The 23,100-nt window shown below is 71.7% G+C and carries 24 protein-coding genes; 10 read left to right on the top strand and 14 right to left on the bottom strand.

Annotated elements, in window-relative coordinates:
* Both IE274_RS23420 and IE274_RS23415 read left to right on the top strand, forming a co-directional pair.
* A partial coding sequence (locus IE274_RS23420; RefSeq protein ID WP_190117786.1) for an integrase core domain-containing protein occupies nt 1-241 on the top strand: 241 nt, incomplete at its 5' end.
* Between the two features lie 131 nt (nt 242-372).
* Nucleotides 373-1,365, top strand: a complete 993-nt coding sequence (locus IE274_RS23415) for a zinc-binding dehydrogenase (RefSeq protein WP_190117785.1) — start codon at nt 373-375, stop codon at nt 1,363-1,365.
* A gap of 27 nt (nt 1,366-1,392) precedes the next feature.
* Here IE274_RS23415 and IE274_RS23410 read toward each other — a convergent pair whose 3' ends face one another.
* The 3 genes from IE274_RS23410 to IE274_RS23400 form a co-directional block, all read right to left on the bottom strand.
* Nucleotides 1,393-2,301, bottom strand: coding sequence for an NAD(P)-dependent oxidoreductase (locus IE274_RS23410; RefSeq protein ID WP_190117784.1), 909 nt, complete (start codon nt 2,299-2,301; stop codon nt 1,393-1,395).
* A 167-nt stretch (nt 2,302-2,468) separates the two neighbouring features.
* Nucleotides 2,469-3,005 carry a DUF4232 domain-containing protein gene (locus IE274_RS23405; RefSeq protein WP_190117783.1) on the bottom strand — a complete coding sequence of 179 codons (537 nt, stop codon included), beginning with the start codon at nt 3,003-3,005 and terminating at the stop codon, nt 2,469-2,471.
* A 79-nt stretch (nt 3,006-3,084) separates the two neighbouring features.
* Nucleotides 3,085-3,804, bottom strand: a complete 720-nt coding sequence (locus IE274_RS23400) for a DUF4232 domain-containing protein (protein WP_190117782.1) — start codon at nt 3,802-3,804, stop codon at nt 3,085-3,087.
* Between the two features lie 222 nt (nt 3,805-4,026).
* On the opposite strand from IE274_RS23400, the gene IE274_RS23395 reads away from it, so the two are divergent.
* Together IE274_RS23395 and IE274_RS23390 are read left to right on the top strand one after the other, a co-directional pair.
* Nucleotides 4,027-5,607: a helix-turn-helix domain-containing protein gene (locus IE274_RS23395; protein WP_190117781.1), complete on the top strand. Its 1,581-nt coding sequence runs from the start codon at nt 4,027-4,029 to the stop codon at nt 5,605-5,607.
* A 149-nt stretch (nt 5,608-5,756) separates the two neighbouring features.
* Nucleotides 5,757-6,956, top strand: a complete 1,200-nt coding sequence (locus IE274_RS23390; RefSeq protein WP_190117780.1) for an aminotransferase-like domain-containing protein — start codon at nt 5,757-5,759, stop codon at nt 6,954-6,956.
* 18 nt (nt 6,957-6,974) lie between these two features.
* Here the strand turns inward: IE274_RS23390 and argS are convergent, their stop codons facing one another.
* Nucleotides 6,975-8,738 (bottom strand): arginine--tRNA ligase, encoded by a 1,764-nt coding sequence (gene argS / locus IE274_RS23385; protein ID WP_190117837.1) that lies wholly within the window; start codon nt 8,736-8,738, stop codon nt 6,975-6,977.
* A gap of 229 nt (nt 8,739-8,967) precedes the next feature.
* Between argS and lysS the strand changes: the two genes are divergently transcribed.
* Complete coding sequence (gene lysS, locus IE274_RS23380) at nt 8,968-10,716, top strand: lysine--tRNA ligase (protein WP_190117779.1); 1,749 nt, start codon at nt 8,968-8,970, stop codon at nt 10,714-10,716.
* A 158-nt stretch (nt 10,717-10,874) separates the two neighbouring features.
* Nucleotides 10,875-11,078, top strand: a complete 204-nt coding sequence (locus IE274_RS23375; RefSeq protein WP_190117778.1) for a hypothetical protein — start codon at nt 10,875-10,877, stop codon at nt 11,076-11,078.
* On the opposite strand, the gene IE274_RS23370 is transcribed toward IE274_RS23375, so the two are convergent.
* On the bottom strand, nt 11,075-11,668 hold the full coding sequence (locus tag IE274_RS23370) for a hypothetical protein (protein WP_190117777.1): 594 nt from the start codon (nt 11,666-11,668) through the stop codon (nt 11,075-11,077). The two genes, IE274_RS23375 and IE274_RS23370, sit on opposite strands and share 4 nt — an antisense overlap.
* A 332-nt stretch (nt 11,669-12,000) precedes the next feature.
* Here IE274_RS23370 and IE274_RS23365 point away from each other — a divergent pair, with 332 nt between their 5' ends.
* Nucleotides 12,001-13,731 carry a trypsin-like serine peptidase gene (locus IE274_RS23365; protein ID WP_229909738.1) on the top strand — a complete coding sequence of 577 codons (1,731 nt, stop codon included), beginning with the start codon at nt 12,001-12,003 and terminating at the stop codon, nt 13,729-13,731.
* A gap of 119 nt (nt 13,732-13,850) precedes the next feature.
* Here IE274_RS23365 and IE274_RS23360 read toward each other — a convergent pair whose 3' ends face one another.
* The 5 genes from IE274_RS23360 to IE274_RS23340 all read right to left on the bottom strand — a co-directional run bounded on the left by IE274_RS23360 (nt 13,851) and on the right by IE274_RS23340 (nt 18,614).
* Nucleotides 13,851-14,150 (bottom strand): hypothetical protein, encoded by a 300-nt coding sequence (locus IE274_RS23360; protein WP_190117776.1) that lies wholly within the window; start codon nt 14,148-14,150, stop codon nt 13,851-13,853.
* A gap of 163 nt (nt 14,151-14,313) precedes the next feature.
* Nucleotides 14,314-14,802: a methyltransferase family protein gene (locus tag IE274_RS23355; protein ID WP_190117775.1), complete on the bottom strand. Its 489-nt coding sequence runs from the start codon at nt 14,800-14,802 to the stop codon at nt 14,314-14,316.
* 27 nt (nt 14,803-14,829) lie between these two features.
* Entirely contained in the window at nt 14,830-16,416 is a 1,587-nt protein-coding gene (locus tag IE274_RS23350) for a DUF2637 domain-containing protein (protein WP_190117774.1), read from the bottom strand.
* Between the two features lie 226 nt (nt 16,417-16,642).
* Complete coding sequence (locus IE274_RS23345) at nt 16,643-17,530, bottom strand: DUF3558 domain-containing protein (protein WP_229909737.1); 888 nt, start codon at nt 17,528-17,530, stop codon at nt 16,643-16,645.
* Nucleotides 17,531-17,654: 124 nt separating this feature from the next.
* Nucleotides 17,655-18,614, bottom strand: a complete 960-nt coding sequence (locus IE274_RS23340; RefSeq protein WP_190117773.1) for a DUF3558 domain-containing protein — start codon at nt 18,612-18,614, stop codon at nt 17,655-17,657.
* A 224-nt stretch (nt 18,615-18,838) separates the two neighbouring features.
* Between IE274_RS23340 and IE274_RS23335 the strand changes: the two genes are divergently transcribed.
* The gene (locus tag IE274_RS23335; protein ID WP_190117772.1) at nt 18,839-20,032 is read left to right on the top strand and encodes an RtcB family protein; all 1,194 of its coding nucleotides are present in this window, start codon (nt 18,839-18,841) and stop codon (nt 20,030-20,032) included.
* Between the two features lie 99 nt (nt 20,033-20,131).
* On the opposite strand, the gene IE274_RS23330 is transcribed toward IE274_RS23335, so the two are convergent.
* From IE274_RS23330 to IE274_RS23320, 3 genes are all read right to left on the bottom strand, one after another.
* Complete coding sequence (locus tag IE274_RS23330) at nt 20,132-20,341, bottom strand: hypothetical protein (RefSeq protein ID WP_190117771.1); 210 nt, start codon at nt 20,339-20,341, stop codon at nt 20,132-20,134.
* The gene (locus IE274_RS23325; RefSeq protein ID WP_190117770.1) at nt 20,341-21,114 is read right to left on the bottom strand and encodes an SDR family NAD(P)-dependent oxidoreductase; all 774 of its coding nucleotides are present in this window, start codon (nt 21,112-21,114) and stop codon (nt 20,341-20,343) included. The genes IE274_RS23330 and IE274_RS23325 overlap by 1 nt, the downstream gene beginning before the upstream one ends.
* 136 nt (nt 21,115-21,250) lie before the next feature.
* Entirely contained in the window at nt 21,251-21,586 is a 336-nt protein-coding gene (locus IE274_RS23320; protein WP_190117769.1) for a YnfA family protein, read from the bottom strand.
* A 180-nt stretch (nt 21,587-21,766) separates the two neighbouring features.
* On the opposite strand from IE274_RS23320, the gene IE274_RS23315 reads away from it, so the two are divergent.
* Nucleotides 21,767-22,264, top strand: coding sequence for a hypothetical protein (locus IE274_RS23315; protein WP_307822196.1), 498 nt, complete (start codon nt 21,767-21,769; stop codon nt 22,262-22,264).
* Nucleotides 22,265-22,308: 44 nt separating this feature from the next.
* On the opposite strand, the gene IE274_RS23310 is transcribed toward IE274_RS23315, so the two are convergent.
* Nucleotides 22,309-22,848: a GNAT family N-acetyltransferase gene (locus IE274_RS23310; protein ID WP_190117768.1), complete on the bottom strand. Its 540-nt coding sequence runs from the start codon at nt 22,846-22,848 to the stop codon at nt 22,309-22,311.
* A 105-nt stretch (nt 22,849-22,953) separates the two neighbouring features.
* On the opposite strand from IE274_RS23310, the gene IE274_RS23305 reads away from it, so the two are divergent.
* Nucleotides 22,954-23,100 (top strand): hypothetical protein, encoded by a 147-nt coding sequence (locus tag IE274_RS23305; RefSeq protein ID WP_372447271.1) that lies wholly within the window; start codon nt 22,954-22,956, stop codon nt 23,098-23,100.

Genomic DNA, 23,100 nt, shown 5'->3' with positions numbered 1-23,100 from the left:
CCTCGGCGCGAGCCGCAAACTGACCCGCCCCTACCGGCCGCAGACCAACGGCAAGATCGAACGCTTCAACCGCACCCTGCTCGACGAATGGGCCTACCTGCGGCCCTACACCAGCAACACCGAACGAACAGCAGCCCTGACAGACTTCCTGCACACCTACAACCACCACCGCAGCCACACCGCACTCGGCGGCCACCCACCCATCACCCGCGTCAACAACCCCGCGGGCCAATACATCTAGGCGCTTCTTTCAGGGCGTGCGCGCGGGCGGTGGTGTCCGCGGTTCACAGCGGTTGGAGTCTCTTGACTTCAACCGCTGTTGAGGTTGGAGGGTGGGGGCATCGAATCGATTCCCACGTCCGGGAGGACCAGATGCACGCCGTTGTTCTTCATGAGTTCGGGCCCGCCGCGAACCTCTCGTACGAGACCGTGCCGGACCCGGAGCCCGGGCCGGGGCAGGTGCGGATCGTGGTGCGGGCCGCGGGGGTGCACTTCATCGAGACCGTGATGCGGGCCGGTGCCGCCAGTGATCTCGCGCCGCCGCTGCCCGAGTTGCCGTCGATCTTCGGGGGCGAGGTCGCCGGGGTCGTCGACTCGGTGGGGGCCGGGGTCGGGCCGGAGTGGCTGGGTCGGTCCGTCGTGACCGCGAAGGGGAGCCCGGGTGGGTACGCCGAGCTGGCCGTCGCCGATGTCGGGGCGCTGCACGCCGTGCCCGAGGGACTCGGGTTCGAGGCCGCCGTCGCCATGGTCGTCACCGGGACCACCACCATCGGGCTGCTCGATGTCGCCGAACTCCGTCCGGATGACGTGGTGTTGGTGACGTCGGCCGCCGGGGGTGTGGGGCGGCTCGTGGTGCAGTACGCGCATGAGATGGGGGCCGTGGTCGTCGGTGCCGCGGGTGGGGCCGCCAAGGTCGCCGCCGTGCGCAAGCTCGGGGGCGGGGGCGGGGCCGAGGTGATCGGTGTCGACTACGACGAGGACGGATGGGGCGACGAGGTGCGCGCGCGGATCGGCGGGCGGCGCGTCAGTGTCGTGGTCGACGGGGTGGGCGGGGAGAAGGCCGCCGCCGCGTTCGAACTGCTCGCCGACGGGGGCCGGTTCGTGTCCATCGGGTCCGCGTCCCAGGTGGAGTTCGTGCCGGGTGACGCGGTGCTCGCCGAGCGCGGCATCACGTACCGGAACGCGCTCCTTGAGCTCCTCGGGAGCCCCGAGGAGCGGCCCGACCAGGAGCGGCGCGCCCTCGCTGCCGCCGCGGCGGGGCGGCTCACCCCCGCCGTCCAGTCGTTCCCGCTGGCCCACGCCGCCGAGGTGCACGCCGCGCTGGAGCGGCGGGAGACGACCGGCAAGGTGGTGCTGGTCCCGTGATGCCGTGGCGGCTCGGCGTCTTCCTGCCTACGGCGTCCTGACCCGCTCGGGGGACTTGAGCAGGTCGACCATGCGGGACAGGCCGTCGGCGCCGTACCCCTCCGCGACCGCGCGCTCCAGGAGCGCCCGCAGCGGCGTGAACAACTGGTCGCTGACGCCGTGTTCGGCCAGCGTCTCGGTGAAGTTGGGCAGCACCGCCAGGTTCATCTCCAGGTTGGACACGTCCGTGAGGTGCTGCCCGGAGTCGATGGACGCGGCGGTGCCCGGCACGATCCCCTGGGTCATCGCGACGACCCAGTCCGAGAGGAGTGGCGCGAAGTCCTTCGCGGGGACGCCCGCGCTGCCGACCAGCGCGTAGGCCTGGGCGACGCCGATGGCCATGCCGTACATGCCGGTGAGCAGCGACAGGTCCCACAGGGCGGCGAGGCCCGCGTCGGTGCCGACCCACTTGGTGTCGGCGAGGGCGGCAAGCGTGTCGCGGTGGCGCGCGTACGCCTCTTCGTCGCCGCTGTAGAGGATGTACGCGCCGGGGCCCGCGATCATCTGCGGTACGGCCATGATGCCGCCGTCGACATAGGCGATCCCGTGCTCCTGCGCCCAGGCCGCCAACTCCCGGGCCTGGGACGGAGTTCCGTTGGTCAGGTTCACCAGGGTGCGGCCGCGCAGCTCCGCGGCGAGTGGCTCGAACAGCTCGCGCACGCTGTCGTTCGTGGTCAGGCAGGCGATCACGAGCGGGCTCGCGGTGACCCCGGCCGCGGGGGTGTCGGCCGGGGTCGCGCCCTGTGCGACGAGCGGTCCCGTCTTGGCCGCCGTGCGGTTCCAGACCGTCGTGGGGTGGCCCGCCTTCAGCAGGGCCGAGGCCAGGGCGGAGCCCATCAGGCCGAGGCCCAGGACGGAGACGGGGCGGTGGGTCGGGGTGAGGTCGGTGGCGGGCACGGGAGCTCCTTCGAGGGTGGTGCGGAGGGGGCGCCGAGCGCGCCGGTCTCGCTGAGGTGTTCCGGGGAACACCTCGATCCTCGCCGTGCCCGCACTGTCCGACAAGTACCGACTATTTTGTGAGGTACTCACCAGAAGGTAAGTAATGGCTGGCCGGGGGCCAGTGGCTACCAGGCCAGCGCGTTGGCCGCCGTGGACTGCCAGTACGTGACGAACGCCGAGTCGTCCACGTACACGCCCCCGGCGGGCAGCTTCGGCTTGGCCATGGCGCCGACGCCGCCGTTCATCGCGCGGTTGGAGAAGAGGACGCCGAGCTTCTTGGTCTTGAAGCCGCCTGCGCCCTCGGGGGACTCCGTGCGGATGCCCGCGTACGCCGACTTGCCCGGCTCCAGGGTGACCGTGGCCTGCGGCACGCTGTCGCGCAGGACGCTGGTGGCGGAGTGCGACTGGCCGAAGCGCAGGAACGGGGCGCCGTACGCGTAACAGGTCTTGGTGCCGGTGTTCTTGGCCCGCAGGAGCAGGTGGTCGACGGGGCGGTCGACCTTCTTCACCGTCACCTTGGTGTTGGCGGCGGTGCAGGTGACCGGGGCCGCCGTGGCGCCGGTGCCGCTCGCGGACGCGCTGCTCGCGAGGGCCGGGACGGAGAGGGCCGCGGTCAGGGCGAGGGCGGTGGCCGCGGTGCGGGTGCGGAGAGTGGTGCGCATAGTGGTGCCTTCTCTTGTTGGTCGCGTGCTGGTTCGGTCGGTGGGTGTGCTGCGGTACGTCAGTACGTGCGTGCGTCCGTCAGGACGTGAGCGCGTCCGCCGAGCTGGTCAGCCAGTACGTGACGCGCAGCTTGTCGTCGATGTGCACGCCCTTGGCCTGGAGCGCCGCGTCGGCGAACTTGTCGCTGCCCTGGAAGCCGATCTGGAGGCTCTGCGCGGTGCGGCCCTCGCCGCCGCTGCCGTCGCCCGCCGAGAGGATCGCGGCCGCGTAGCCCTTGCCGCCCGGCTTGAGCGAGGTGACCGCCTGCGGCTTGCTGTCCTCGATGACCGGCGGGACCGACTGGGCGCCGTCGAACTTGAGGATCGGGTAACCCGCCAGGTCGCACATCTTGGCGCCGGTGTTGCTGATCGTGAGCAGCATGTAGTTGAGCGGGCGGGACACCGGTGTGGCGGTCACCGAGGTGTTGTCCGCGGTGCAGGGCACGCGGTTGGCGGGGTCGTGCGGGTCGGACCCCGTCCCGCCGCCCGAGTTCTCCTTGGCGCCGGACGAGCCGGAGCCCTCGCCGCCGGAGCTGCCGCCCGGGTCGCCGCCGCCCGCACCGTCGGTGCCGCCGGCCGCCTCCCCCGCCCCGCTCTTCTCCTGGCCCGATTCCGGGGCGGTCGAGGAGGAGTTCGCGGCGCCTTCGTCCCGCGTTCCGGACGCGTCGTCGTTGCCGCAGGCGGCGAGCGTGAGCGCGGCGAGGGCGAGTGTCGCGGCGGCGAACAGGCCGGCGCGGGGGCGGCGGGCGGAGGCAGACATGGGTGATCTCTTCCTTCGGAATGTGACGGGGGCTACGTGCGCCGCGCCGAGGACTTGGCGGCAGCGGCGTGTTTGGATGACCCAAGCTTGTGCGGCGTGTTGTCCCGGTGGCCAGAGCGGCCGGACAACGAGGGACACTGGAACGCTCGTACCGGCTCTGACCTGCGGGAACAGGGTTTCCTTGGAACGGTCGGCTGGAATGGCGGACAGGGTGGAGGAAGAGTGGGGTCGGGTGATCTCGCGGCGCTGCTGCGGGAATTGAAGGACCGGTCGGGGCTCAGCTACGGAGTCCTCGCCAAACGGCTGCATGTGAGTACGTCGACGCTGCACCGGTACGTCAACGGCACCGCCGTGCCGACGGAGTTCGCCCCGGTGGAGCGGCTCGGCCGCCTCTGCAGAGCGAGCCCCGACGAGTTGGTGGAGCTGCACCGGCGGTGGATCGTGGCCGATGTGTCGCGGGGGCGGAAGGCGGAGGGGGCCGCTGGGGCCGCCGGGGCTGTGGAGGTCGACGGGGTTACGGGGGCCGCAGGGGCTGTTGGGGCCTCTGGAGCTGCTGAGGCTGCTGGGGCTGACGAGGCCACCGAGCCCGCTGAGCCGGTCGCGTCAGCCGAGCCGGTCGAGCCCGTGGAGGCTACCGTGCCCGTGGAGGCCACCACGCCCACCGAAGCCGTTCCCGCGTTCCAGCCCGACCCTGACCCTGATCCCGACCCTCACCCGGAAGCCGACCCGGCACCGGCCCCCCGCCCGGAGTCCGAGCTCCCCTCGGTCTCCAGCACCCCCGCCCCCGCGACCACGGCCACCGGGGCACGCCGAAGCGGCCGTCTGTCGCGCCCGCGCCGACGGCAGCTCGCCGTCGTGGGTGCCGTCGGCGTCGTCCTCGCCCTCGGCGGCACCGCGCTCGCGCTGCAGAACGCGTCCGGCGAATCGGGCGACGGGCGGGACAAGAAGGCCGACCGGGCCGTGCCCTCGGCGGACCTGGATCCCTCCGGCACAGGGCGGAACCGGGACGAGAACCCGTCCGCCACACCCTCCGCCAAGGAGGACCAGGACGACAAGGACGAGAAGGGCAAGAAGGGCGAGGCGAAAGGGAAGGGCGAGGAGAGCGAAGGGAAGGGCGGACAGGGCAAGGGCGGCACGTCATCGGGCGGCGGCCAGAGCGGCACCGGCTCCTCCGGCGCCGCGAAGGGCACCCCCGTCACCGCCCGCGTACGGCCCTTCCCCTACTACCCGAACCCCTGCAGCCAGCACTTCCTCATCGACCGCGAGCCCGGCGACATGCTGCAGCCGCCGTCCGAGCGGGAGGCGCCGACCTGGGTGCGGGCCATGGGCGGGGTCCAGGCCGCCGGTGGCTTCGTCGAGGTCACCCTGCAGGGCACCGGCGAGGACACCGTCGTACTGGAACGCGTCGACGTCGACGTGCGGCGCAAGAGCGCGCCGCTGAAGTGGAACAGCTACCAGTCGGGCAACGGCTGCGGCGGCCCCGTGGGCATCAAGTCCTTCAACGTCGACCTCGACACGGCCCAGCCGACCGCCGTCCCCAAGTCCGGGCAGCGGAAGTTCCCCTACAAGGTGAGCGAGTCCGACCCCGAGGTCTTCTACTTCGAGATCAACACCGAGAACTACGACGTGCAGTGGTCCCTGAACCTGCAGTGGTCCAGCGGCGGGCGCAGCGGGGTGCTGCGGATCGACGACGCGGGCAGGCCGTTCCGCACCAGCGCCGACGAGGGGCGGCCGGAGTACAAGTGGCCGAACGGGGCCACGAAGTGGAGCAGGGAGGAGCCGCAGTCGCCCGACCAGGGCTGAGCGGACACCGCCCGGGCCCGTGGGAGGCCGCGGGCCCCAAGGAGACCGGGGCCGCGGTGGAGCCCCGCCGTCCGCATTCCGAAAAGGGTGTTGCGGGCGGCGGTCACCTGTCTACCCTGCCGGGACCCACGTACCGGGAGGGACCCACGATGACCGTCGCCAGCAGTGCCACCGCCCCCACGCCGCCGCTCGCCGCGCGTGCCGCCGCCATCGGCGGCTCGCCGGTACGGGACATCCTCGCGGTCACCGCCCGGCCCGAGGTCATCAACTTCGCGGGCGGACTGCCCGCGCCCGAACTCTTCGACGCGAAGGGCGTGGCCGCCGCATACCAGGCCGTGCTCGCCGAGGCGCCCGGGCGGGCCCTCCAGTACTCGACGACCGAGGGCGAGCCCGCGCTGCGTACCGCCGTCGCCGAGCGCTACACCGCCCGTGGCCTCGCCACCGGCGCCGACGACATCCTCGTCACCACCGGCTCCCAGCAGGCCCTGTCCCTGCTCGCCACCGCCCTCGTCGAGCCCGGCGACACCGTCCTCGTCGAGAACCCCTGCTACCTCGCCGCCCTTCAGGTCTTCGCCTTCGCCGGGGCGCACGTCGTGGCCGTCCCCGGCGACGCCGACGGCGTCGACCCCGAGGCCCTCGAAGCGCTCGTCGTCGAGCACCGGGCGAAGCTGCTGTACACCGTCCCCACCTTCCAGAACCCGACCGGGCGGACCATGCCCGCCGGGCGGCGGACCGCCCTCGCCGAGGTCGCCGCCCGGCGCGGGCTGTGGATCATCGAGGACGATCCGTACGGGGAGCTGCGGTTCGAGGGGGAGCGGGTGCCGTGGATCGCCTCCTGCCCGGGCGGGGAGGACCGGACCGTGGTCCTCGGGTCCTTCTCCAAGGTGATGGCGCCAGGGCTGCGGCTCGGGTGGCTGCGGGCGCCCGCCGAGCTGCGGCGGGCCTGTGCCATCGCCAAGCAGGCCGCCGATCTGCACACTCCCACCGTCAATCAGCTCGCTGCTGCCTGGTACTTGGAGCGGTACGACCTGGACGCGCATGTGGGGCGGGTGGCCGCCGTCTACGGGGAGCGGCGGGACGCGATGCTGGCGGGGCTCGGGGAGGCGTTGCCCGCCGGGTCGGAGTGGAATCGGCCCGAGGGCGGGATGTTTCTCTGGGTGCGGCTGCCTGAGGGGTACGACGCGACGGAGCGGTTGCCGGGGGTCGTCGGGCACAACGTGGCGTACGTGCCGGGGGCGCCGTTCTATGGCGGCGCCCCGGACCCGCGGACCCTGCGGCTGTGCTTCGTCACCCAGACGCCCGAGGAGATCGGCGAAGGCCTGCGGCGGCTTCGGCGGGGGCTGTCGTGACAACCCCCGCCGGGGTGGTCACAGGCGCTCAGGGGTCCTGATGCCCAGCAGTGCCATTCCCTGGTGCAGCGTCCGTGCCGTCAGGTCGCACAGGAACAGGCGGTTCTCGACCTGGGCCGGGGTGTCCGCCTTGAGGACCGGGCACTGGTCGTAGAACGTCGTGTACAGGGACGCCAGTTGGTAGAGGTACGCGGCCAGCTTGTGCGGGGCGTACTCGGCCGTGGCGTCCGCGAGGACCTCGCCGAAGGCGTCCAGGTGCAGGCCCAGCGCCCGCTCCGCCGGGGCGAGTTCGACCTCGGGGTGGGCGACGGGGCCCGCGCCCTCGGCCTTGCGGAGGATCGACTTGATGCGGGCGTACGCGTACTGGAGGTAGACCGACGTGTCGCCGTTGAGGGACACCATCTGGTCCAGGTCGAACTTGTAGTCCCGGTTCGCCGACGTCGACAGGTCCGCGTACTTCACGGCGCCGATCCCGACGTACCGCCCGTTCTCGACGATCTCCTCCTCGGAGAGGCCGATCTTCTCGGCCTTCTCGCGCACGACCGCCGTGGCCCGCTCGACCGCCTCGTCGAGGAGGTCCTCGAGCCGGACCGTCTTGCCCTCACGCGTCTTGAACGGCTTGCCGTCCGCGCCGAGCACCGTGCCGTAGCCCATGTTGTGCGCGGTGACGTCGTCGTTCAGCCAGCCCATCCGGCGGGCCGCCTCGAAGACCATGCGGAAGTGCAGCGACTGGCGCACGTCCACGACGTACAGGAGCGACGTCGCGTGCAGGTCCACGACCCGGTCGCGGATCGCGGAGAGGTCGGAGGCCGCGTAGCCGAAGCCGCCGTCGGCCTTCTGCACGATCAGCGGCACCGGCTGGTCGTCCTTGCCGCGGATCTCGTCGAAGAAGACGACGAGGGCGCCGTCGGAGCGGACGGCGACGCCGGACTCCTCCAGGAGGCGGGCGGTCTCCGGCATCATGTCGTTGTACGCGGACTCGCCGACGATCTCCTCGTCGCGGACCTCCATGTCCAGCTTCTCGAAGACCGAGTAGAAGTAGACCTTCGACTCGTCCACGAACCGCTGCCACAGGTCGAGGGTCTCCTTGTCGCCGGACTGCAGCGCGACGACGCGCTTGCGGGCCCGCTCCTTGAACGCCTCGTCGGCGTCGAAGACCGCGCGCGAGGCCTTGTAGACCCGGTTCAGGTTCGACATGGCCTGGTCGCCGTCGGTGTCGGTCTCCGGGGCCAGCTCGCTCGGGTTCTCGATCAGATACTGGATGAGCATGCCGAACTGGGTGCCCCAGTCGCCGATGTGGTGGCGGCCGATCGTCTTCTCGCCGGTGAAGTCCAGCATGTGCCGCAGGGCGTCGCCGATCACCGCGGAGCGCAGGTGGCCGACGTGCATCTCCTTCGCCACGTTCGGCTGGGCGTAGTCGATGATCGTCGTGCCCGGCGCGTCCTTGAGCGGCACGCCGAGGCGGTCGCCGTCGGCGGCGCGGGCGGCGAGGGTCCCGGTGATCGCCCGGTCGGTGACCGTGATGTTCAGGAAGCCGGGGCCGGAGACCTCGACGTCGGCGAGCAGGTCACCGTTGGTGATCCGCTCCACGACCTGGCCGGCCAGCTCCCGCGGGTTCGCCTTCGCCTTCTTCGCGAGCGCCAGAATCCCGTTGGCCTGGAAGTCGGCCCGGTCGCTACGTCGCAGCAGCGGGTCCGCGGAACCGGCCTCCGGCAGGGCAGCCGAGAGGGCGTCCGCGAGGCGCTGGTGGACGGAGGCGGTGAGGGACGTGACCGGGGCCATGAGCTTCCGTTCTCGTAAAAGGGGGTGCGTCAGGGTGAGCGTCAAGTGTCCCATGGGGAGAGGCGCCGGTTCGCCTCCATAAACGCGACCCGCCCGTCGCGGCCGAGCGCCCCCGGCCCCAGCGCCGGAAGCGACCCGCCCGCCCCGGGGGAAGCAACCCCGGAGCGAGTCCTTCCGTCTGGGACAATGGCTTACGCCAGATTCCCTGAATCCCGAGGAACAAGAGGACGTGCCGATCGTGGCTCAGAGCACCGATACCACCGACTGGGTCTCCCGCTACGCGGACGAGGTCATCGCCGAGTCGGAGCGTCGTGCCCCGGGCAAACCGGTTACTGTCGCCTCCGGCCTGTCCCCCTCCGGCCCCATCCACCTGGGCAATCTGCGCGAGGTCATGACCCCGCACCTGGTCGCCGACGAGATCCGCCGCCGGGGCCACCAGGTCCGGCACCTGATCTCCTGGGACGACTACGACCGGTACCGCAAGGTCCCGGCCGGTGTCCCGGGCGTCGACGAGTCCTGGGCCGAGCACATCGGCCGGCCGCTGACCTCCGTGCCCGCGCCCGCCGGGTCGGCGTACGCGAACTGGGCCGAGCACTTCAAGGCCGCGATGGCCGCGTCCCTCGCCGACCTCGGCGTCGAGTTCGACGGGATCAGCCAGACCGAGCAGTACACGTCGGGGACGTACCGCGAGCAGATCCTGCACGCGATGCGGCACCGCGCCGACATCGACGCGATCCTCGACCAGTACCGCACCAAGAAGGACCCGGCCAAGGGCAAGAAGCAGCAGAAGCCCGCCGACGAGGCCGAGCTGGAGGCCGCGGAGGGCTCCGGCGCGGCGAGCGAGGACGACGGCAGCGGCGGCTCCAGCGGGTACTTCCCGTACAAGCCGTACTGCGGTCAGTGCGGCAAGGACCTGACCACGGTCACCTCCTACGACGACGACTCCACCGAGCTCGCGTACGTCTGCACGGCGTGCGGCTTCGAGGAGACCGTCCGGCTGAGCGAGTTCAACCGCGGCAAGCTGGTCTGGAAGGTCGACTGGCCGATGCGCTGGGCGTACGAGGGCGTGATCTTCGAGCCGTCCGGCGTGGACCACTCCTCGCCGGGCTCGTCGTTCGTCGTCGGCGGGCAGATCGTGCGGCAGATCTTCGACGGGGTGCAGCCGATCGGCCCGATGTACGCGTTCGTGGGCATCAGCGGCATGGCCAAGATGTCGTCGTCGCGCGGCGGCGTGCCGACCCCGGGCGACGCCCTGAAGATCATGGAGGCGCCCCTGCTGCGCTGGCTGTACGCCCGCCGCAGGCCCAACCAGTCCTTCAAGATCGCCTTCGACCAGGAGATCCAGCGGCTCTACGACGAGTGGGACAAGCTCGCCGCGAAGGTCGCCGACGGCTCCGCGCTGCCCGCCGACGCCGCCGCGTACGCGCGCGCCGTGGGCACGGCCGCAGGACCGCTGCCGACGACCCCGCACCCGCTGCCGTACCGCACGCTCGCCTCCGTCGCCGACATCACCGCCGGGGCCGAGGACCAGACGCTGCGCATCCTCTCCGAGCTCGACCCGGCCGACCCGCTGGCGTCCCTCGCCGAGGCGCGGCCGCGGCTCGACAAGGCCGAGGCGTGGATCAACACGCACGTCCCGGCCGACCAGCGCACGGTCGTGCGGGACGAGCCCGACAAGGAGCTGCTCGGCTCCCTCGACGAGGAGGGCCGCGAGTCCCTGCGGCTGCTCCTGGACGGCCTGGACTCGCACTGGTCCCTGGACGGCCTGACGCACCTCGTCTACGGCGTCCCGAAGGTCCGCGCGGGCTTCGCGGCCGACGCCGGGCCCAAGGAGCTGCCGCCGGAGATCAAGACGGCCCAGCGGACGTTCTTCGCGCTCCTCTACCACCTGCTGGTGAGCCGGGACACGGGGCCGCGCCTGCCCACGCTGCTGCTCGCCGTGGGCGCGGAGCGGGTGCGGAAGCTGCTCGGCGCGTAGGCGTACGGCTGGACGTACTCGCGTACGGCGTGCGGGGGGGGCGGGTCCATTCCGGGCCCGCCCCCTTCGTGCGCTGCCGCCGGGTGCATCCTTCGGACTATCCCGGTTTCGGCCCCGGGCACGACGTACCGGCAGGTCGAGGTGGTGATGCTTGATCCATGAAGGAAATCATCGCCATCATCGGTTGGATCGTCGGCGTCCAGGGCGCACTCGGCCTCGCGGGACGCCTCTTCGGGGACGGCCCCTGGGGACTCGTCCACAAGTGGTGGGACGTGCCCACCGCCGGGTACGCCGTGCTGCTCGCCGTCGGGGCCGTGCTGGCGTTCTACGGGGAGCAGGGGCGGGCGCGGGCCCGGCGTTAGCGGCGGTCGCCGTCAGGTCGGGGGCGGCGCCTGCGGCGTACGACGAGGAAGGCGCCTGCGGCGGCCACGGCGAGCGCGCCCGCTGTGACGGCGGCCACGACGGTCGTCGTGTCCGAGTCTTCTTCGGCCTCGGTCCCGGCTTCGGCCCCGGCTTCGTCGGCGCACTTGGAGCCGTCGGCCGGTCCGCCCGCCTCGACGGTCAGCTTGCCCGCCTTCGTGTCCTCGCCGGGGTGCACCGGCTCGGTGAAGCGGACGGTGTACGTACCGGGTTCGGCGTCGCAGCGGACCTCGGCGCGGGCCTCCAGCGAGACCTTGCCGGTGGACTTCAGCTCCACCGGCCCCTCGAAAGCCTCGGACCGCACGGTCGCACCGTCGTCGAGTTCCGGGTTCACCGTGGACAACTTGACCCGGGCGCCCGGGAGTACCGAACTCGGCGTGATGGTCAGTCCGCCGCTGCCGTCCGAATTCGCGAGCGCGCTGTCCGCGAGGGCGTTATCCGTGAGGACGCCATCCGCGAAGGCGCTCGGAATGGCCGCGAGGGAAAGCGTGAGCGTGAAAGCTCCCACAACGGCGGCGTATATGCGTGGCATACGATGCAGTCCTCAGGTTCGGACAACCGAGTTGATTCCGGTCGCGGGATCCGTTCGTTGCGATCCTACCCAGGGGGGCCCTGAGCAGCGATTTTGACCAGGCTGCCCAGTCATTCGGAACGTGCTCGAATCCGTGCCGCGAGAGTTTTCCAATGCCGGGCGACAGAAGGTCAGTTGTGCGAATATCTCGTGGGCCGCGTACGGTCGCCGTGGGGGTGGGTGGCGTATTGCTGGCCGCGCTGGCGACGTCGACCATTGCCGCTACCGCCGCCGTTTCTCCCTCCGTTTCCGTTCCCCCCTCCACCTCCGTTTCCGCCTCTGCTGCTGCCGCTGTGGAGGGCAAGGAGCAGTGGGCAGTTGAGGACGCCGAGGCGTTCTGGACGTCCCGGCGCATGGAGTCGGCGACTCCGGCGCCGACTGTCGAGGGGAACGCGACGGGCGGCGCCGAGGCCCCTGCCGACGCCCCCGCCGAGGTCGCTGCCGACCGCCGCACCGCCGCCCGCGCCGGTGCCGCCCAGCGCGGCGCCCCCGCCCCTGCCCCGCGCGCGGCGGCCTCCGGCACGTACTACAAGGGCTCCAAGACCATCGGCGTGCTCTACTACGTCGACAACGGCCTGGCCTCGCACCACTGCACCGCCAGCGTCGTGCACAGCCCCAAGGGCAATGTGATCCTCACGGCCGGGCACTGCGGCAACGGCAGCAAGTACGCCTTCGTGCCCCAGTACCGCACCGGCAAGTCCCCGGCCCAGCAGCCGCACGGCATCTGGGCGGTCGACCGGGTCTTCAAGGACCCCCGGCGCACCGACACCGGCCCCGGGTCGAACCTGGACTTCGCCTTCGCCACCGTCAAGCCCGACGAGCGCGGCCGTCAGGTCGAGCAGATCACCGGCGCCAACAAGCTCACGCGGACGCCCGGCTACCAGGTGCGGGTCACCGTCATCGGCTATCCGAAGGTGCGGTACGACCCCAAGGACCAGGCGGTCAAGTGCGGGGCGAAGACGACGCGGCTGGCCGGGTACAAGCAACTGCGCATGAAGTGCGGCGGGTTCCACGGCGGCACGTCCGGCAGCCCGTGGCTGCTGGACTACGACGAGCGGACCAGGACCGGCAAGGTCGTCGGCAACCTCGGCGGGGTGGGCGGCGGCGGAGCGACCTCCGACGTGTCGTACGCCCCGTACTACGACGACGAGGTGTTCAAGCTCTACCAGGACGCCGTCGACAACGTCGCCGAGGTGCGGCGGCCGCCGCTGCCGTACAGCCCCGGCACCGGCGAGACCTGGCAGCACGCCAAGCGGTTCGCCTCCGGCGACTACACCGGCGACGGCAAGGCCGACCTGATCGTCGTGTGGACCGACGGCGAAGTCACCCTCCACACCGGCGACGGCAAGGGCGGCTTCTCCGGTGAGCGGCGGCTCAAGGCCGCAGGCGGAACCTGGAAGCACGCCACGGCCATCACCGGCGGCGACTTCACCGGCAGCCGCCGCTCCGACCTGATGGTGCGCTGGTCCGACGGCGAGGTCACCCTCCACCCGGACCTGAGCACCGCCGGATTCGGCCGCGAGATCAAGCTCGCTCGCGCCGGGTCCACCTGGAAGCACGCCGCGCAGATCACCGCGGGACGCTTCACCGCCAACAAGCGGACCGACGACGTGGTCGTCCGCTGGAGCGACGGCGAAGTCACCCTCTACAGCGACGTGGACGGCCGCGGCTTCAAGAAGGAGAACAAGCTCAAGAAGCCCAACGGCACCTGGAAGCACGCCACCCTGCTCACCGGCGGCGACTTCACCGGCAATACCCACTGGGACCTCATCGTCCGCTGGAGCGACGGCGAACGCACCCTCTACCAGGACGTGACCGCCACCCGCCTCGGCAAGGAGACCCGGATGCAGGCCCCCAACGCCCGCTGGAAGCAGGCCAAGGCCATGACCGCCGGAAACTACAACGCCAACGGACGTCCCGACGACCTGATCGTCCGCTGGGCCGACGGCGAGGTCACGCTCTACGCCGACACCAGCACCAGGCTCGGTGCCGCACGCACCCTCGTACCGCCGAAGACGTCCTGACGGCCGCTGGATCGCCGCTGACGCACGCACCACAGGGCCCCGGGATCGCACCCCCGGGGCCCTGTGACGTGTCTCAGACAGCGTGCGCCGCCCGGCTGGTCTCAGTCGGCGTACGTCTCTCAGACGGTGTGCGCGGTCCAGCCGATGGTCTCGCTCGCGTGCTTGCCGTCCGCCGTGACGCCCCCGCCGTAGATCTCATTGAGGCGGATCTTGAATCCGGTGTTGCTCACCTCGTGCAGCCGGACTCCCGGCGTCTCGGGGCCGTTGAAGGTCTGCACCGTGACCTGCACGATGATGTTCGAGCCCGCGGGGAACGGGGTGGGGAAGTCGACCCGCTTGAACGTGTCGGTCTTGCCGCCCTGTGTCTCAAGGGAGTGCGCCGAGTCCAGGTTCAGCTTGCCGCTTTGGACCATGCTCATCGCGTCAGCCCTTCGTCCGTGCCCTCCGGAGGCGCCGGTCGGCGCCCCGGATGCCGCTGTGGGGGACAGCCGATTCAAGCGCCGCATCCGGTGCGCCGGTAAGTCCCTTTCACGACAGTTCCGAAGGCGGGCCCGGGCAGGGGGCGAGGGCACCCCCGCACCGTCACCGCCAGGGCCGCAGCCGGGGCCGCCAACCCGGTACCGCCCGGCGGTAGGCCTCGTACTCCGCGCCGAAAGTGCGGCTCAGCCTCGGCTCCTCGTACCAGGTGGCGAAGGACCACATGACCGCCCCGGCGATCAGGGCATACGTCAGCAGGGCGGGGCGGGCGAGGAGGAGGGACTGGCCGGTGATGGCGGTCACCACGGCCAGGTACATCGGGTTGCGTACGTAGCGGTACAGGCCGCCCACCACCAGGTGCTCCGTCGGTGCGAGGGGTGCCGGGGTGCCGAGGCCCTCGACCACGAATCGTACGAAGGCATGTGTCAGCACCACTGCTGCCGCCGCGACGGCCACGCCGCCCGTCACGCGTACCGGCAGCCACCAGTCACCGCTCTGCCAGCGCGTCAACCACCACGGGACCAGGCCCGCCACCGTGCCCGGGGCGAGGGCCATGAAGAGTGAACTGCCCACTGCCGCCGCCGACTTGCGCATGGGGTCAGCATGGCGGGGTGTGCGCCGTCACGCGATGTGTTCCTCGGCGTCCAGGTTCTGCTGGTAGCGGTCGCGGAAGCCGCGGAGGTACGGGCGGAGGGTGCTCTCCTGGAGGGGGCCGCCTGCCTGGCCTGTGACTCCGTAGAGGTCCATCAAGTACAGGCTGAACTGGCGGGCGTTGGGGTAGTCGCCCATTTCGCTGACGTACTTGCGGAAGGCGGTGAAGTACGCCTCCTCGCGGGTCATGTCGTCGGGGAGGCCGGAGCCTTCCGCCGCCGCGGGCTCGGGGAGGGGCTCCGGGTCCGGCTCCGGGGCGGGTGCGGGGGCCTGCTCCTCGCGCGGGCCCGGGATGAGGTGGCCGTTCGCGAGGGGGCGGGTGCGGCCGGGGCCTGCGGGGACGCGGAAGCCCGAGCCGTCGTCGACGACTTCGGGGGCCTCGTCGAGGGCTTCGTGGCCCTGGCCGGGGTGGGGCCGGCCCTGGGCGTGCTGCGGGTGCTGCTGGTTCTGCGGGAACTGCCGGCCCTGGGCGTGCTGCTGGTTCTGCGCGTATCGCTGCTGGTCGTACGCCTGCTGGTCGGCGTACTGCTGCTGCTCGTACGCCAACTGCTCGTCATAGCCCTGCTGCTGGGCCTGTTCCTCGTACCACTCGTCGTACGGGGCCTCCGGGTCGTACGACATCGGTCCTTCGCCGTACTGCTGGGGCGGCTGCGGGGCCGCGAACCACGGGCTCACGTGGGCGCCGGGCTGCTGCTCCTCGGGGTGCTGCTCCTCGGGGTGCTCCGCGGGGGCGGGCTCGGGCTCCGGGAGGGGCTTGGGCTCGGGGGCGGGGTCCTTGGTCAGGGCGGGCGGGGCCGCGGCCCCGGCCTTCGTCAGCTCCGGCTGGGACGGGCCCGGCTGGGACGGGGTCAGCTGGGGCGCGGGCGGGAACAGGGCGGGTTCGATGCCGGCGGCGGCGAGGCCCGCGGGGGCCGTCTCGGCGAGGGGGACGCCGTAGCGGGCCAGGCGCAGCGGCATCAGGGATTCGACCGGGGCCTTGCGGCGCCAGCCGCGGCCGAAGCGGGAGCGCAGGCGGGCCTGGTAGACCAGGCGCTCCTGCTCCAGCTTGATGACCTGGTCGTACGAGCGCAGCTCCCACAGCTTCATGCGGCGCCAGAGGAGGAACGTCGGCACGGGGGAGAGCAGCCAGCGCGTCATGCGCACGCCCTCCATGTGCTTGTCGGCCGTGATGTCCGCGATCCGCCCGATCGCGTGCCGGGCCGCCTCGACCGCGACCACGAAGAGCACCGGGATGACCGCGTGCATGCCGACGCCCAGCGGGTCCGGCCAGGCTGCCGCGCCGTTGAAGGCGATGGTGGCCGCGGTGAGCAGCCACGCCGTCTGGCGGAGCAGCGGGAAGGGGATCCTGATCCAGGTCAGCAGGAGGTCGAGCGCCAGCAGGACGCAGATGCCCGCGTCGATGCCGATGGGGAAGACCATCGAGAAGGTGCCGAAGCCCTTCTTCTCGGCCAGCTCCCGCACGGCCGCGTACGACCCCGCGAAGCCGATCCCGGCGATGACCACCGCACCGAAGACGACGACCCCGATGAGTATCCGGTGCGTACGTGTCAGCTGCATCGCGGCCACCCGCGAACCCCTCCCTGTCCATGCCCGTCCGGCTGTCCCAGTCCGGCGTGTTGCGAGCGACAGCCTGGCACATGTGTGCGTGCGCCCGTGTGCCGGTACGGCAGCCGAGGCGTGATCGGGCACGGCGGGAGCCCGGCCGCGTGGGCGGCCGGGCTCCGGTAACTCCTGGGCGTGAGCGCCGAGTCGGGCTGATCCCCCGCGTGCGAGGGGGCTCGGGCTACTCGCTCTTGGGCTTCGCGTCGGTCTCCGGCTTCGCGCCGGAGCCGTCCGAGCTGTCCGAGGACTTGTCGTCCTTGGCGGGCTTGTCGTCCTTGGCCGAGCCGGACGGCTTGTCCGCGCCGCCTGCCTTGTTCGCCGCCGCGACCGCCGCGACGGCCTCCTTGGCGGCCTTCTCGGTGGCCTTGGCGAGGGTGGACGCGTCCGGGGACTTGTCACCGGCGAGGCCGGCGCCGTTGTAGTCGACCGTGACGACGGCGTTCTCCACGCGGGCCACGAGCGTCTGCTGCTTGAAGGTGTCCTTCTCCTTCTTGACGTCGTAGCTGACCAGCGTCGCCTGGTCGCCGACGCCCGGCACCGGCGTGGTCTTGACGCCCTTGGCGTCCTTGGCCGCCTGGGCGTCGGTGACCTGCTTGGTGAAGTTGCCCTGGGCGCGCTTGGCGCCGCTGCCGAGCGACTGGTCGGACTCGAAGCGGTTCAGCGAGACGCGCAGCCAGCGGAACTGGGAGCCGTCGACGCCGTTGTTGTCGAGGCTGTCCCAGGTGCAGTTGCCGCGCGTGGACACGTCGTCCGACGTACCCGTCTTGCCCGCCTTGTTCTTCGCGGCCGGGACCAGGTCGCCGAGCGTCTTCTTGGAGAGCGTGTCGCAGGGCTCGGGGAGCTTGGCGAACGCGGCCTTCTCCACGGTCGCCGCCTTGTCGCCGGAGCCACCGGAGTCCTCGGACCCGCCGGAGGCGGACGCGGAGGCCTTGTCGCCGCTGTCCTTCTTGTCCCCGTCCGACCCGGAGTCGCTGCTGCAGGCGGAGGCGAAGAGGATCACCGGTACGGCGGCTGCGCCCACAAGTACGCGGGTGAGTCGCTGACGCTGTCGCTGTGCGGGTCGGTGCATGGTTCCTTCACTCGTGTTCGCTCTTGGCGGCCGTGCCGTTCGATGGGGTCGTTGAGTCACCGTACGCGGTGTGCGACGCGGGTGACCCGGCTTCCGGGCAGCCCGTACGCGCTCGGAACAGCCGTCAGCCGTCGAACCTGTCGGCGAGGTTTTCCGCCAGTTCGCGCGCGTTGTCCTGCATTTCCTTGGAGTCGGGGACCTCGGTGCGGCGGGCCGGCTGCTCGTCGTACTCCACCGTCACGATCACGTTCGACGTGCGGAACACCACAGTCACGGTGCGCTGCCGGGTCGCCGACGCGGCGGTGGTCAGGACGTCGTCCAGGAACGCCTCGTCGCCGAGGTCGTCCAGGGTGCGCGGCTCGTACCCGGCGGGCGTCCCGTCGTCCGCCGCCGAACCGCCGTCCGGCTCGTCATCGCCCTCGGCCGCGTCGGCGCCGTCGCCCTTCTCGGCGGAGACGTGCGCGGCGGCGGGGGCGCCCTCGGCGCTGGGGGAGCCGCTGGAGCCGTCTGAGGGGTCCGAGCTGCCCGGCTTGCCGGATCCCTTGGGGTCCTTGGTGCCACCGGACCCGCCCGGGGTGCCGGAATCGCCCGAATCGCCCGACTCCTCGGGTTCCTCGTCCGACCCCGACGAAGACGGCTCCGGAATGTCCGCGTCCCGCAGCTTCGTCCGGTACAGCTCCTGCGCCCGCGTGTCGTCGCTGACCGTCCCGTCGTACGACACCACGCGCTCGAAGTTGACGAGCAGGTGGTGCGTGGCGTCGGCCGACTCGATCTTCCAGCGGCAGCCCACGCGCCGGTCGGTGTCGTACGTCACCGTGGGGGACCCCGCGTACGCCTTCTCGCGCTGCTTGGCGTCCTCGATGTCCTTGATGCCCGGCAGCATCGAGTCGAGCGTCGAGTTGTCGACCGCGCCGCAGGGCTCGGGCAGGGTGCGGTACTTGCCGGGCTCCGCGGCCGCCGTGGAGCTGCCGGAGTCGCCGGACTTGCCGTCGTCGCCCCCGCCGGTCCCCGAGCCGCCGCTGCAGCCGGCGAGCAGCGCCACGAGGAGTGCGGCTGTGCCCGGTACGTAGACCCTCCGCTGCACCGTGCTGGCTCCTCTCGACGTGGACGGGTCCGGCCCGGCCCGTGCGGGCCGGCCCACCGGGCCTGTCCGGCCTGGTTATTCGGTTGCCGCCGACGGACGGCCGGTGGACACAATGTGTATCGCACGCGCCGCTGTGGATGCCGGTCCGTTATCCCATACGTCGACCTTGGCACCGGTATTTGCGTTTCAAGTCTTTTGTTGTTGTACGGGGGAAAGAGGAAGCTATGTCGTACGTGGAGATGCCGGGAGCGAACGTTCCCATCCGGATGTGGGCGGACCCCAAGACGGTCGAGGGCGCCGCGATGCAGCAGCTCCGCAACGTCGCGACGCTGCCGTGGATCAAGGGCCTTGCCGTCATGCCGGACGTCCACTACGGCAAGGGCGCGACGGTCGGCTCCGTGATCGCGATGCGGGGTGCTGTGTGCCCGGCGGCGGTGGGGGTCGACATCGGGTGCGGGATGTCGGCGGTGCGGACGTCGCTGACGGCGGCGGACCTGCCGGACGACCTGTCACGGCTGCGGTCGAAGATCGAGCAGGCGATTCCGGTGGGGCGGGGGATGCATGAGGATCCGGTCGAGCCGGGGCGCTTTCATGGGATGGCCACGGGGGGTTGGGACGACTTCTGGGGGCGGTTTGATGGGGTGGCTGAGGCGGTGAAGTTTCGGCGGGGGCGGGCGGTAACGCAGATGGGAACCCTTGGCCAAGGAAATCATTTTGTCGAACTCTGTATTGATGTGTCGGGTTCGGTCTGGCTGATGCTGCACTCCGGCTCCCGGAACATCGGCAAGGAACTGGCCGACCACCACATCGGCGTGGCCCGCGAACTGCCGCACAACCAGGGCCTGGTGGACCGGGACCTGGCCGTCTTCGTCGCGGACACTCCGCAGATGGCGGCGTACCGCAACGACCTGTTCTGGGCGCAGGAGTACGCGAAGTACAACCGCGCGCTGATGATGGCGCTCTTCAAGGACGTGGTCCGCAAGGAGTTCAAGAAGGCCGCGCCGACCTTCGAGCAGGAGATCTCCTGCCACCACAACTACGTGGCGGAGGAGCGGTACGACGGCATGGACCTGCTGGTCACCCGCAAGGGAGCGATCCGCGCGGGCTCCGGGGACTACGGCATCATCCCGGGCTCGATGGGCACCGGCTCGTACATCGTGAAGGGTCTCGGCAACGAGGCGTCCTTCAACTCCGCGTCGCATGGCGCGGGCCGGAAGATGAGCCGCAACGCCGCGAAGAAGCGGTTCTCCACCCAGGACCTGGAGGAGCAGACGCGGGGCGTGGAGTGCCGCAAGGACTCCGGCGTCGTGGACGAGATCCCGGGGGCGTACAAGTCCATCGACAAGGTCATCGAGCAGCAGACGGACCTGGTCGAGGTGGTGGCCAAGCTGAAGCAGGTCGTGTGCGTGAAGGGCTGAACTGCGGGCGGGGCCCGGGCCGTTGTCGGCCCGGACCCCGCTGCTCAGTACGTCGACTCGCGTTCGGGGTGGGGCGGGGTGCTGCTGAAGGCGGGACGCCTACTTCGCGTGCATGACCGCGTAGATCATGACGAAGGCCACGATGTGGATGCCGAAGAGGAAGTAGGCGAGGTACCACCACACCAGGCGTTCGTTCTTCTTCTCCTGGGCGAGGCGGCGGGACTCCTGCTCGTGGCGGAGGCGGTCCAGCGGGTCGGGGGAGTCGGGCGAGCCGCCGGGGGTGCCGGGGTCGTCGGCGGCGTAGGTCATCACTGCTCCCGGTGGACCTTCGTGTTGGACGCCTGGGCGCGGGGGCGGACCACGAGGAGGTCGATGTTCACGTGCGGCGGCCGGGTGACCGCCCAGGTGATCGTGTCCGCCACGTCGTCGGCGGTGAGCGGCTCGGCCACGCCCGCGTAGACCTTCGCGGCCTTCTCCGCGTCGCCGCCGAACCGGTTCAGCGCGAAGCCCTCCGTCTTGACCATGCCGGGGGCGACCTCGATCACCCGGACCGGGGTGCCGACGATCTCCAGGCGCAGGGTCTCGGCGAGGACGTGCTCGGCGTGCTTGGCGGCGACGTAGCCCCCGCCGCCCTCGTACGTGCCGTGGCCCGCCGTCGAGGAGACGACGACCACGGTGCCGTCGCCGCTCGCGGTGAGGGCCGGGAGCAGGGCCTGGGTGACGTTCAGGGTGCCGATGACGTTCGTCTCGTACATCTGGCGCCAGTCCGCCGGGTCGCCGGTCGAGACGGGGTCGGCGCCGAGCGCGCCGCCCGCGTTGTTCACCAGGACCGCGATCTCGCGGAACGCCGTCGCGAAGGTGTCGACGGCCGCGCGGTCGGTGACGTCGAGCTCGTACGCCGTCGCGCTGTGCCCGGCGTCGCTCAGCTCGGCGGCGAGGGCCTCGACGCGGTCCTTGCGGCGGGCCGTCAGGACGACCCGGTACCCGGCCGCCGCGAGGCCGCGGGCCGTGGCCGCGCCGATGCCGCCGCTGGCACCCGTGACGATCGCGATGCCGGGCTTGGCGGGCGTTGCGGCGGACATGCGGGCTCCCTGGGGGTCGCGGTGGTGCGGGGCGGGCTGGTGCGGGGCGGGTTCGCGTCGTACGTGCGTTCCGTGCCGCCTCGGCCAGCATAGGCGCGCCCCGTCCGGGGCCGACGGCCAGTCGCCTGGGTCCCCGCTAGTCCCCGCGCGGGGCGTACATGATCACCGCCATGCCCGCGAGGCAGATCAGCGCCCCCGTCACGTCCCAGCGGTCGGGCCGGTAGCCGTCCGCGACCGCGCCCCACGCGATCGAACCGGCCACGAAGATCCCGCCGTACGCGGCCAGGATGCGGCCGAACTCGGCGTCGGGCTGGAGCGTCGCCACGAAGCCGTACGCGCCGAGCGCGATGATCCCGGCGCCGATCCACACCCAGCCCTTGTGCTCGCGAACCCCCTGCCATACCAGCCAGGCGCCGCCGATCTCGAAGAGCGCGGCGACGGCGAACAGGGCGGCGGAGCGGGCGACGAGCATGGTCAACAGGGTGGCATGTGGGGGGTTGGGGGGTCCGGAGCGGCGGCGGGTGGCATGTATGGCGGTGGTGTGGATGGCGGTGGTGCGGACGCCGGTGGTGCGGGTGTCGGTGCCGCGGCTGCCGGTGGTCCGCGCCGCCCGGGCCCGTTCGGGTCCGGGCGTGTTCGGTCGGGTCCGGTCGTGTTCGTCGTGGAGGTAGTCGTGCGGGTGCTCTGTGTGGGGGCCGTGGTCGCGGGGGCGGTGCTGTGGGGGATCGGGGGCGCCGGGGCCGCCGGGGCCGTCGTGGACGCGGTACCGGAGGCGGATGTCGCGTACCACGGGCAGGTGGCCATGACCCGGGGGCTCGCGGCGGTCTCCCTGACGCCGGAGAACCACGGCCCGGACGATGTCCCCGGCGCCACGGTCCGCCTCGTCTGGTCGGTGCCGCTGGCGGACGGCATGCGGCTGCCGGACACGTGCGTGCGGGCGGGCGAGCGGGGCGTGCTGTGCCGCACGGGCGCGCTGCCCGCGGGAGCGCGGGGCGAGCGGCTGCACCTCGCGGTCCGGCTCCGCGGGGCGCCGCGCGAGGTGACGGTGACGGTGGGCACCGTCTGGAACGGCGGCGCCGTCGACCACAATCCGCGCAACAACGAGCATGCGGTGCTGGTGCTCGACACCGGGGACTCGTACTACTTCTGACTACTTCTGACCTGGCTGTCCGCGGTTCCCGGGGCTGCTCTCGGCTACTCCTGGCCGGGCCCGGGCGGGCCCGTCAGGTCAAGGCGCCAGTCGTTGCACCGCATCCAGTGCCCCTTCGGATACTCCATGTCCTCCTCGCCGAGCAGCGTGAAGCCCGCCGTGCGGCAGACGCCGTTGGACGCGGGGTTGTCCACGGACGGGAACGCGTGCAGGTGCCGGTGCAGGGCCGCGCCGCGGGCCTCGGCCACCACCAGGCGGACCGCCGTGCCCGCGATGCCGTGGCCCTGGAACTCGGGGACCACGCCCCAACCTGCCTCCCACACCTCCTCGCCCCGGTGGGTGGTCTCCCAGAAGCCGACGATGCCCGCCGACGCCCCCTCGGGGCCCGCCGCGATCCGGAACATCCGGCCCCGGCGGCCGTCGTCCAGGCCCAGATACCGCTGGTGCCGGTCGAGCAGCTTCTCGTGGGTCTCGGGGCCGCCCAAGTGCGCGGTCATCGCTGCCGAGTTGTGCCGTACGAGCAGCTCGAAGTCGCCCTCCGACCAGGGCGCGAGCCGGATGTCCTGAGCCTGTGTTCTCTCCATGACCTCACGGTAGGCGGAGGGTCTGACAACGCCCCGGGACCTGCCGCCCGCCGGGCTGTCGCGCTCGTTCGAGACGGGCCGTGCCCCGCTGCGTACCGCCGTCCCATGAACACCACCCACCAGACCGGAGACCTCCTGGCCCCCACCGCCCGCGCGATGGGCGTCCTCGGCGAGCCGGTGCCGGTGCCCGAAGGCGCCTCGGACTTCGACCGGCTGCTCGCGGCGACGGGCCGGGACCCGCACTGGAGTTGA

It is taken from the genome of Streptomyces flavofungini (assembly GCF_014650815.1).
GTDB classification, from domain to species: Bacteria; Actinomycetota; Actinomycetes; order Streptomycetales; family Streptomycetaceae; genus Streptomyces; species Streptomyces flavofungini.
This window is presented reverse-complemented; position numbering and strand designations above follow the sequence as displayed.

Bases quoted from the DNA above. Each gene is read 5' to 3' on its own strand.
- IE274_RS23415 (WP_190117785.1), top strand. From the start codon at position 373: ATGCACGCCGTTGTTCTTCATGAGTTCGGGCCCGCCGCGAACCTCTCG.
- IE274_RS23405 (WP_190117783.1), bottom strand. From the start codon at position 3,005: ATGCGCACCACTCTCCGCACCCGCACCGCGGCCACCGCCCTCGCCCTG.
- IE274_RS23400 (WP_190117782.1), bottom strand. From the start codon at position 3,804: ATGTCTGCCTCCGCCCGCCGCCCCCGCGCCGGCCTGTTCGCCGCCGCG.
- IE274_RS23390 (WP_190117780.1), top strand. From the start codon at position 5,757: ATGACCGTCGCCAGCAGTGCCACCGCCCCCACGCCGCCGCTCGCCGCG.
- argS (WP_190117837.1), bottom strand. From the start codon at position 8,738: ATGGCCCCGGTCACGTCCCTCACCGCCTCCGTCCACCAGCGCCTCGCG.
- IE274_RS23375 (WP_190117778.1), top strand. From the start codon at position 10,875: ATGAAGGAAATCATCGCCATCATCGGTTGGATCGTCGGCGTCCAGGGC.
- IE274_RS23370 (WP_190117777.1), bottom strand. From the start codon at position 11,668: ATGCCACGCATATACGCCGCCGTTGTGGGAGCTTTCACGCTCACGCTT.
- IE274_RS23360 (WP_190117776.1), bottom strand. From the start codon at position 14,150: ATGAGCATGGTCCAAAGCGGCAAGCTGAACCTGGACTCGGCGCACTCC.
- IE274_RS23355 (WP_190117775.1), bottom strand. From the start codon at position 14,802: ATGCGCAAGTCGGCGGCGGCAGTGGGCAGTTCACTCTTCATGGCCCTC.
- IE274_RS23350 (WP_190117774.1), bottom strand. From the start codon at position 16,416: ATGCAGCTGACACGTACGCACCGGATACTCATCGGGGTCGTCGTCTTC.
- IE274_RS23345 (WP_229909737.1), bottom strand. From the start codon at position 17,530: ATGCACCGACCCGCACAGCGACAGCGTCAGCGACTCACCCGCGTACTT.
- IE274_RS23335 (WP_190117772.1), top strand. From the start codon at position 18,839: ATGTCGTACGTGGAGATGCCGGGAGCGAACGTTCCCATCCGGATGTGG.
- IE274_RS23330 (WP_190117771.1), bottom strand. From the start codon at position 20,341: ATGACCTACGCCGCCGACGACCCCGGCACCCCCGGCGGCTCGCCCGAC.
- IE274_RS23325 (WP_190117770.1), bottom strand. From the start codon at position 21,114: ATGTCCGCCGCAACGCCCGCCAAGCCCGGCATCGCGATCGTCACGGGT.
- IE274_RS23320 (WP_190117769.1), bottom strand. From the start codon at position 21,586: ATGCTCGTCGCCCGCTCCGCCGCCCTGTTCGCCGTCGCCGCGCTCTTC.
- IE274_RS23310 (WP_190117768.1), bottom strand. From the start codon at position 22,848: ATGGAGAGAACACAGGCTCAGGACATCCGGCTCGCGCCCTGGTCGGAG.
- IE274_RS23305 (WP_372447271.1), top strand. From the start codon at position 22,954: ATGAACACCACCCACCAGACCGGAGACCTCCTGGCCCCCACCGCCCGC.